Raw genomic sequence first — 7,808 nt, 5'->3', positions numbered from 1 at the left:
CGTGCGCACGTTGGTCGGGCTCCACAACATGCCGACCGTCGACGCGGACTGAGGTCGCGGAGCAGGGCGAGGGTGGCGCGGGCCATGGTCTCCGGTTCGCGGGGCGGGACGACGAGCCCGGTGTCGCCTACGGCCTCGCGCACCCCGCCGACGTCGGTGGAGACGGTGGTGCGGCCGCAGGACATGGCCTCGATGATGCTGAAGGGGAAGCCCTCGCTGATGCTGGAGAGCATCACGACGCTGCCCGCCGCGTAGGCCCGGGCGACGTCGGCGATGCGGCCCTCGTACGAGATCCCGTCGGTCACGCCGAGTTCTGCGGCGAGTTTCTCCAGGCGGAGCTTGTACTCCTCGCAGCCGGCCGGGACCGGGCCGAACAACCGCAGCCGCAGGGCGGGCAGTTCCTCGCGCATGAACGCGTAGGCCCGGACCAGGGTTTCGAGGTCCTTGATCGGGTCGATGCGCCCGCACCAGCTGAGGGTGGGCACGTCGGGTTCGGGTCCGGCCTCGGGGAAGGCGTACGGGTCGACGCCGTTGTAGACCGTGCGGATCCGGTCGGGGGCGGCGCCGCCGCGCTCCTCCCAGCGGCGGTTGTACTGGTTGCACGGGGTGATGAGGTCGGCCTGCCGGTAGCCCTCGGTGTTGAGCTCCCGGTAGAAGCCGAGCAGCAGGGCCTTGACGGGCCAGCGCTGCTGCGCGGTGCGGTAGCCGAGGTAGCGCTCGCGCAGGTAGATGCCGTGCTCGGTGAGCAGGAAGGGCACCTGGTCGAGGTACTTGGCGGCGAGGGCCGGGAGGGTGGCGAGGCCGCTGCTGACGGAGTGCGCGATGCTGTCGGGCGGGATCCGTACGGCGAGCGGCCGCAGCGCGTGCTCGATCAGGTCCGTGGCGGTGAGCGCGTCGTGGATGGTGGGCCCGGCTGCGGCGGTGGAGAAGCCGGGGCGGCTCCACAGGTCCATCAGCAGGCGCAGGACCGTTTCGGAGCGCAGGGCCGGGACGAGGCGGCCGGCCCGGGCCAGGACGGCGAGTTCGCGCAGGGCTTCGGAGAATCCGGCGCGGTCGGGGGCATCCCCGGGGGCGTCCCCGGTGGCGGCCGCGGGCGGGTCCAGGAGCGAGAGCAGGAAGGTTTCGTAGATCTCGGTGAACCGGCGGTGAGCCTTGCCCCGCAGGACCGAGCGGCGGCCGCGGCCCGGCGTCGCGCCCCAGAGCGGGACGGCAGTGTGCCGGTAGACGTTGCGGGGCAGCTCCCAGGTGACCGGTTCCCGGCCGGAGCCGGTCAGGGCTATGACGTTGAAGTCGACCTCCGGCATCCCCCGTACGAGCTGGTCGCACCAGGTGCTGACACCCCCGTGGACGTGTGGATAGGTGCCTTCGGTGAGCATGGTGACATGACGCCCATGGCTCATGCGTTGTGTCCCCCCAGGACGGAAAAGGGGCCGGCGCCCGTGGATGTGCGGAGCGCCGGCGCAGGGTGGTACCGGGTGGTACTGGCGTCGCGGTGACGCGGCGGTCAGCTGGGCAGCTTGAGCGTGACCGCGCTCTGGAGCGCCTCGGGCGAGGTCCACGCCGAGCGGTTGCCCGCGTAGGCGGTGCCGAAGTCGGCGGTGCCCAGCGTGAGCTGCTTCTTGGTGCCGTTCGGCGCGGTCACCGGGGCGACGATGCCGGAGGGCGCCTTGATGGTGACGTCCTTGCCGATGCGGTAGGCGGTGACCTGTCCGGCGGCCAGGGCCTTGTCCCAGGCGGCCCGGCGGCTGAGCTCGACCCCGGTGTCCTTCATGCTCTGGTTCACGATCGGGGCGCTGGGCGCGTAGAGCGCCCGGTAGGTGTCGAGGACCTGGTTGAGCACCGGGTAGAGGGTGCGGTCCTCGGCGAGGTTGGACTGGTGGACGTAGTGCGGACGCGGGTCGTTCGCCAGGACGTGGCGCAGGGCGGTCCGGGCCTCGGCCGGGACGATGTAGTCCTGGTAGCCGGTGGCGGTGTTGAGCGGCGCGGGCAGACAGGTGGAGGTCGCCGGGTTGTCCTCGCAGGTACCGCTGCCGCCCTGGGCGCGGCTCGTGTAGATCCAGTTGTACTCGTCGGCCATCTCCGCGTTGGTGCCCGTGTTGTAGTACACGTTCATCGGGTAGCGGGGGACGGTCAGGGCGGCGCCGACGGCGCGCTGGGCGGGCTCGCGCGAGTTGTCGCTGCCGGCCCACTTGACCCCGTTGTCGGCGAGGGCGCCCGCCAGGTTCGGGTTGTCGACGGGCTGCTCCGGGAGGGTCTTGAGGCCGGAGTGCTCGCCGGTGACGAGCTCGGTGCGGTCGGTGGTGATGCCCTTGGCCGCGGCCCAGTTGTTGTTGTCGCGGATCTGGGCGGAGATGTCGGCCCGGCTCATCCAGTTGACGGCGCCCTGGGCGTTCTTGGTGCAGGTCCACGGGACGGTGGTGGTGTCCTGGACGCAGCCGAGGAAGGGGTGGGTGTAGGTGTGGTTCATCCAGCGGTATTTGGCCCGGTCCGCGATGAGCTGTGCGGTGAGGGCGTCGGTGCCGCCGTTCTCGGCCTTCCATTCCTCGCCGGCGCCGGCGTTGAAGAGGAGGTCGAGTTTGAAGTTCTTGCTCGTCTGCCACTGCGCCGCGTACTGGGCGTCGGCGGCGGTCATGCGGATGGTGCTCTCCTTGCCCTCGCCGCCCGCACAGGCGTAGTCGCCGGGCGTGCAGTTGAGGTCCTTGCTCCACCGGGCGTCGGGGGCGAAGACGTCGTCGACGTGGACGGCGAAGTACTGGCGCTCCTGGCCGAGGTGGACCCCCTGGGTGAGCCAGTCGACGATGCCGCGGGCGAGCAGCCGGAACTGCTGCTGGTACTGGTTGTACCCGAAAGTGACGACCAGTTCGCTGCGGCCGTCGTGCGCGTACTCGCCGACGAGCGAGGCCCGTCCGCCGGAGACGGGCGCGTCGAGGTAGCTGGTGTAGCCGGCCCGCGGCTTGCCCATGAACCCGTAGCTCTCGGGAACCAGGGCGGAGTTGTCCTCGAAGGTGACCTGGCCGGCCAGGTAGTTGAACGGGCCCGCCTTGCCGGCGGTGGTGACGGCGGCCTTCGTGCCGTCGAGCTGCCCGCTGTAGCCGCCGTTGTCGGTGTATTCGAGGCCCACGCCCGGGTGGGCCCAGGTGTAGGCGTCGACCTGGCGGATGCCGTAGGTCGTCTCGTACGCGCTGAGCGCGGCCATCTCGGCCGAGCCCTCGCCGAACGGGTTCTCGTTCGGCAGCACGACGCCCTGGTACTTGGCGCGCGGACGGCCGTCGACCGTGTCGCCGAGGAACCCGGCGTTGATCACCGGGCGGCCGGAGCTGCCCAGGACCACCCGGGTGTAGGGCACCCCGGTGTCCCGGAGCTGGGCGGTGATCGCCTCGACCGAGCTGCCGCCGTCGTCGACGACGAGCACCTTCAGGTCGATGCGCGGTGTCACGGCCGCCCGGGCGGTCGCGGCGGGCACTGCCACGGACATCAGCGCGGCCACGGCCATTGCGGCGGCAGCCCTGTTCATCCGGTTCTTGTTGACCATTTCGGCCTTTCCCCCCGCAGGCGTCACTCGACTACGGCCCCATGGCGGTCGGCCGGGCCGAGGAGGCTCTGTGGAAATCATGCAAAGGGACCCCGCGTCCCCTTGCGAGAGTGGACCGAGTCTCGCGGACCTCGTCAGGTCCAAAGGGCAAACCTGGAACAGAAGCCACAGATGGGTGAACCTGTCGGCGTCTCGATCGAACAACTTGCCAAACCTTCGAGTGGCGTACGGACGAGCCGCTACGCGTAGGCTCATTTCTGGCGGCCGTCGGGCCGGAATACGATCGCTACGGATGGCCGTCCACCCACTCGGCCCACAACACAAACGGAAGCGAGACTTCACCACCGTGACTGCTCTGACTCTCAGCACTGCCGGCGCGGCGACGCTGCGCGCCGACGCCCTCGTGGTCGGCGTGGCGAAGGGCCCGAAGGGCCCGGTCGTCGCCGCAGGCGCCGAGGCCGTGGACAAGGCGTACGACGGAAAGCTCGCCGCCGTGCTCGACGCACTCGGTGCCTCGGGCGCCGAAGGCGAGACCACCAAGCTGCCGGCCCCGGACGGCCTGAAGGTCCCGGTCGTGCTGGCGGTCGGGCTCGGCCCCGTCCCCGAGAAGGACGAGTCGTACGACGAGGAGGCCCTGCGGCGCGCCGCCGGCGCCGCCGCCCGTGCCCTGCACGGCTCCAAGAAGGCCGCCTTCGCCCTCCCCCTGGACGACGCCTCCGCCGTCACCGCCGTCGCCGAGGGCGCGCTCCTGGGCGCGTACGCCTTCACCGCCTACCAGGGCGGCGAGAAGAAGGCCTCCGGCAAGAACGGCGGCCCGAAGCAGCCGCTCGCCGAGGTGGCCCTGCTCGGCGCCAAGCCGCGCGACAAGGAGCACAAGGCGGCCGCCGAGCGCGCGACCGTCGTGGCCACCGAGGTCAACGTCGCCCGCGACCTGATCAACACCCCGCCGAACGACCTCACCCCCGAGGCCTTCGCCGCGGTCGCCTCCGCGACCGCCAAGGAGAACGGCGTCAAGGTCCAGGTCCTCGACGAGAAGGCGCTGGTCAAGGGCGGCTACGGCGGCATCATGGGCGTCGGCAAGGGCTCCGAGAACCCGCCGCGCCTGGTGAAGCTCTCCTACACCCACGCCAAGGCGGAGAAGACCCTCGCGTTCGTCGGCAAGGGCATCACCTACGACTCGGGCGGCATCTCCCTCAAGCCGGCCGGCCACAACGAGACGATGAAGTGCGACATGTCCGGCGCCGCCGCCGTGTTCGCCGCCGTCATCGCCGCCGCCAAGCTGGGCCTCCAGGTCAACGTCACCGGCTGGCTCGCGCTCGCCGAGAACATGCCCTCCGGCTCCGCCACCAAGCCCGGCGACGTGCTGCGCATGTACAGCGGCAAGACCGTCGAGGTCCTGAACACCGACGCCGAGGGCCGCCTGGTCCTGGGCGACGCGCTGACCAAGGCCTCCGAGGAGAACCCGGACGCGATCGTCGACGTCGCCACCCTGACCGGCGCCATGGTGCTGGCCCTGGGCGACCGCACCTTCGGCATCATGGCCAACGACGACGCCTTCCGCACCGCGATCCACGAGATCGCGGAGGAGGTCGGCGAGGCCTCCTGGCCGATGCCGCTCCCCGAGGACCTGCGCAAGACCATGGACTCCCCCACCGCCGACATCGCCAACATGGGTGTCCGGATGGGCGGCGGCCTGGTGGCCGGCCTCTTCCTCCAGGAGTTCGTCGGCGAGGGCATCACCTGGGCCCACCTCGACATCGCGGGCCCGGCCTTCCACGAGGGCGCCCCGTACGGCTACACCCCCAAGGGCGGCACCGGCTCGGCCGTGCGCACCCTGGTACGGCTGGCGGAGCGCACCGCCACCGGCGACCTGGGCTGACCCGCCCCGCCCAGGGCACCTACCACGTGCCAGGCGGGCCGCCTGACATGTGATGTGTGACGCGTGACGCACCCCGGGGCCTCGAAGATCAGTCGATCGAGGCCCCGGGTTCGTTCACCCACAACGAAATCCGCAGGTTTCTACGCTTCGGTAACCCCTGCTCGGGGCAGATCGACCTGCCACAGTCCGGGCCCGGCGTCCCGCGTTCCCCCGACAAATGCGAAGATGGGTTCTCGGCAGGACAGGGCCCCCACCACAGGGCCGAAGAAACAAGCGGCCGATTACCAGCCGCCGCCCGGTCACAGAGGACCGGTGCCCGGCGCACATGCATGGAGGACGTGACGTGGCGAACGACGCCAGCACCGTTTTCGACCTAGTGATCCTCGGCGGTGGCAGTGGCGGTTACGCCGCGGCTCTGCGCGCATCCCAGCTGGGTCTGGACGTTGCCCTGATCGAGAAGAACAAGCTCGGCGGCACCTGCCTGCACAACGGCTGCATCCCCACGAAGGCCCTGCTCCACGCGGGCGAGATCGCGGACCAGGCGCGCGAAGCCGCCCAGTTCGGCGTGAAGGCCACCTTCGAGGGCATCGACATCGCGGGTGTGCAGAAGTACAAGGACGAGGTCATCTCGGGCCTGTACAAGGGCCTGCAGGGCCTGGTCGCCTCCCGCAAGGTGACGTACATCGAGGGTGAGGGCCGCCTTTCCTCGCCGACCTCCGTCGACGTGAACGGCCAGCGCATCCAGGGCCGCCACGTCCTGCTGGCGACCGGCTCCGTGCCGAAGTCGCTGCCGGGCCTGCAGATCGACGGCAACCGCATCATCTCCTCGGACCACGCGCTGGTCCTGGACCGCGTCCCCGAGTCGGCGATCGTCCTGGGCGGCGGCGTCATCGGCGTCGAGTTCGCCTCGGCGTGGAAGTCCTTCGGCTCCGACATCACCGTGATCGAGGGCCTCAAGCACCTCGTCCCGGTCGAGGACGAGAACAGCTCGAAGCTGCTCGAGCGCGCGTTCCGCAAGCGCGGCATCAAGTTCAACCTCGGCACCTTCTTCGACAAGGCCGAGTACACCGAGACCGGCGTGCGCGTCACGCTGGCCGACGGCAAGACCTTCGAGGCCGAGGTGCTGCTGGTCGCCGTCGGCCGCGGCCCGGTCTCGCAGGGCCTCGGCTACGAGGAGCAGGGCGTCGCGATGGACCGCGGCTACGTCCTGGTCGACGAGTACATGCAGACGAACGTGCCGACGATCTCGGCCGTCGGCGACCTCGTCCCGACCCTGCAGCTCGCGCACGTCGGCTTCGCGGAGGGCATCCTCGTCGCGGAGCGCCTGGCCGGTCTGAAGACCGTCCCGATCGACTACGACGGCGTTCCGCGCGTCACGTACTGCCACCCCGAGGTCGCCTCCGTCGGCATCACCGAGGCCAAGGCCAAGGAGATCTACGGCGCGGACAAGGTCGTGGCCCTGAAGTACAACCTGGCGGGCAACGGCAAGAGCAAGATCCTGAAGACCGCGGGCGAGATCAAGCTCGTCCAGGTCAAGGACGGTGCCGTGGTCGGCGTCCACATGGTCGGTGACCGGATGGGCGAGCAGGTCGGCGAGGCCCAGCTGATCTACAACTGGGAAGCTCTGCCGGCCGAGGTCGCGCAGCTCATCCACGCGCACCCGACCCAGAACGAAGCGCTCGGCGAGGCCCACCTGGCCCTGGCCGGCAAGCCGCTTCACTCCCACGACTGATCCACGGTCACGGGCGCGACGACCACTTCCGCACTTTCGTTAGGAGCAACAGAAACCATGTCGGTTTCCGTAACCCTTCCGGCGCTCGGTGAGAGCGTCACCGAGGGCACTGTCACCCGCTGGCTGAAGGCCGAGGGCGAGCGCGTCGAGGCCGACGAGCCGCTGCTCGAGGTCTCGACCGACAAGGTCGACACCGAGATCCCGTCGCCGGTCTCCGGCATCCTGGCCTCCATCAAGGTCGCCGAGGACGAGACCGTCGAGGTCGGCGCCGAGCTCGCCGTCATCGACGACGGCTCCGGCGCGCCGGCTGCCGCCGAGGCCGAGACGGTCGTCGCCGAGGTTCCGGCCGAGCCGGCCCCCGTCGCCGAGGCCCCCGCCGCCGCCCCGGCCCCGGCCCCGGTCGCCGAGGCTCCGGCCGCCGCCGCGCCGGCCGCGTCCGGCACGGACGTCGTTCTCCCCGCCCTGGGCGAGAGCGTCACCGAGGGCACCGTCACCCGCTGGCTGAAGCAGGTCGGCGAGTCCGTCGAGGCCGACGAGCCGCTGCTCGAGGTCTCCACGGACAAGGTCGACACCGAGATCCCCGCCCCGGTCTCCGGCACGCTGCTGGAGATCCGGATCAACGAGGACGAGACCGCCGAGGTCGGCGCCGTCCTGGCCGTCATCCG

At 70.6% G+C, this 7,808-nt stretch carries 5 protein-coding genes; 3 read left to right on the top strand and 2 right to left on the bottom strand.

The window, feature by feature from the left end:
- The coding region (gene pelF, locus ACFXA3_RS28100; protein WP_385191250.1) for a GT4 family glycosyltransferase PelF at positions 1 to 1,400 on the bottom strand (1,400 nt) is incomplete at its 3' end.
- A 104-nt stretch (positions 1,401 to 1,504) separates the two neighbouring features.
- Positions 1,505 to 3,532, bottom strand: a complete 2,028-nt coding sequence (locus ACFXA3_RS28095; protein WP_385191248.1) for a hypothetical protein — start codon at positions 3,530 to 3,532, stop codon at positions 1,505 to 1,507.
- Positions 3,533 to 3,878: 346 nt separating this feature from the next.
- Between ACFXA3_RS28095 and ACFXA3_RS28090 the strand changes: the two genes are divergently transcribed.
- The 3 genes from ACFXA3_RS28090 to ACFXA3_RS28080 all read left to right on the top strand — a co-directional run.
- Positions 3,879 to 5,411 (top strand): leucyl aminopeptidase, encoded by a 1,533-nt coding sequence (locus ACFXA3_RS28090; protein ID WP_385191246.1) that lies wholly within the window; start codon positions 3,879 to 3,881, stop codon positions 5,409 to 5,411.
- A 343-nt stretch (positions 5,412 to 5,754) separates the two neighbouring features.
- Positions 5,755 to 7,143 carry a dihydrolipoyl dehydrogenase gene (gene lpdA, locus ACFXA3_RS28085; protein WP_054225644.1) on the top strand — a complete coding sequence of 463 codons (1,389 nt, stop codon included), beginning with the start codon at positions 5,755 to 5,757 and terminating at the stop codon, positions 7,141 to 7,143.
- 57 nt (positions 7,144 to 7,200) lie between these two features.
- Positions 7,201 to 7,808 (top strand): biotin/lipoyl-containing protein (locus ACFXA3_RS28080; protein WP_385191245.1); only part of this gene is annotated, 608 nt, incomplete at its 3' end.

Origin of the sequence: Streptomyces sp. NPDC059456 (genome assembly GCF_042750055.1) — a bacterium.
GTDB lineage: Bacteria > Actinomycetota > Actinomycetes > Streptomycetales > Streptomycetaceae > Streptomyces.
This window is presented reverse-complemented; position numbering and strand designations above follow the sequence as displayed.

Coding starts and splice junctions, on each gene's coding strand:
- ACFXA3_RS28095 (WP_385191248.1), bottom strand. CDS start 3,532: ATGGTCAACAAGAACCGGATGAACAGGGCTGCCGCCGCAATGGCCGTG.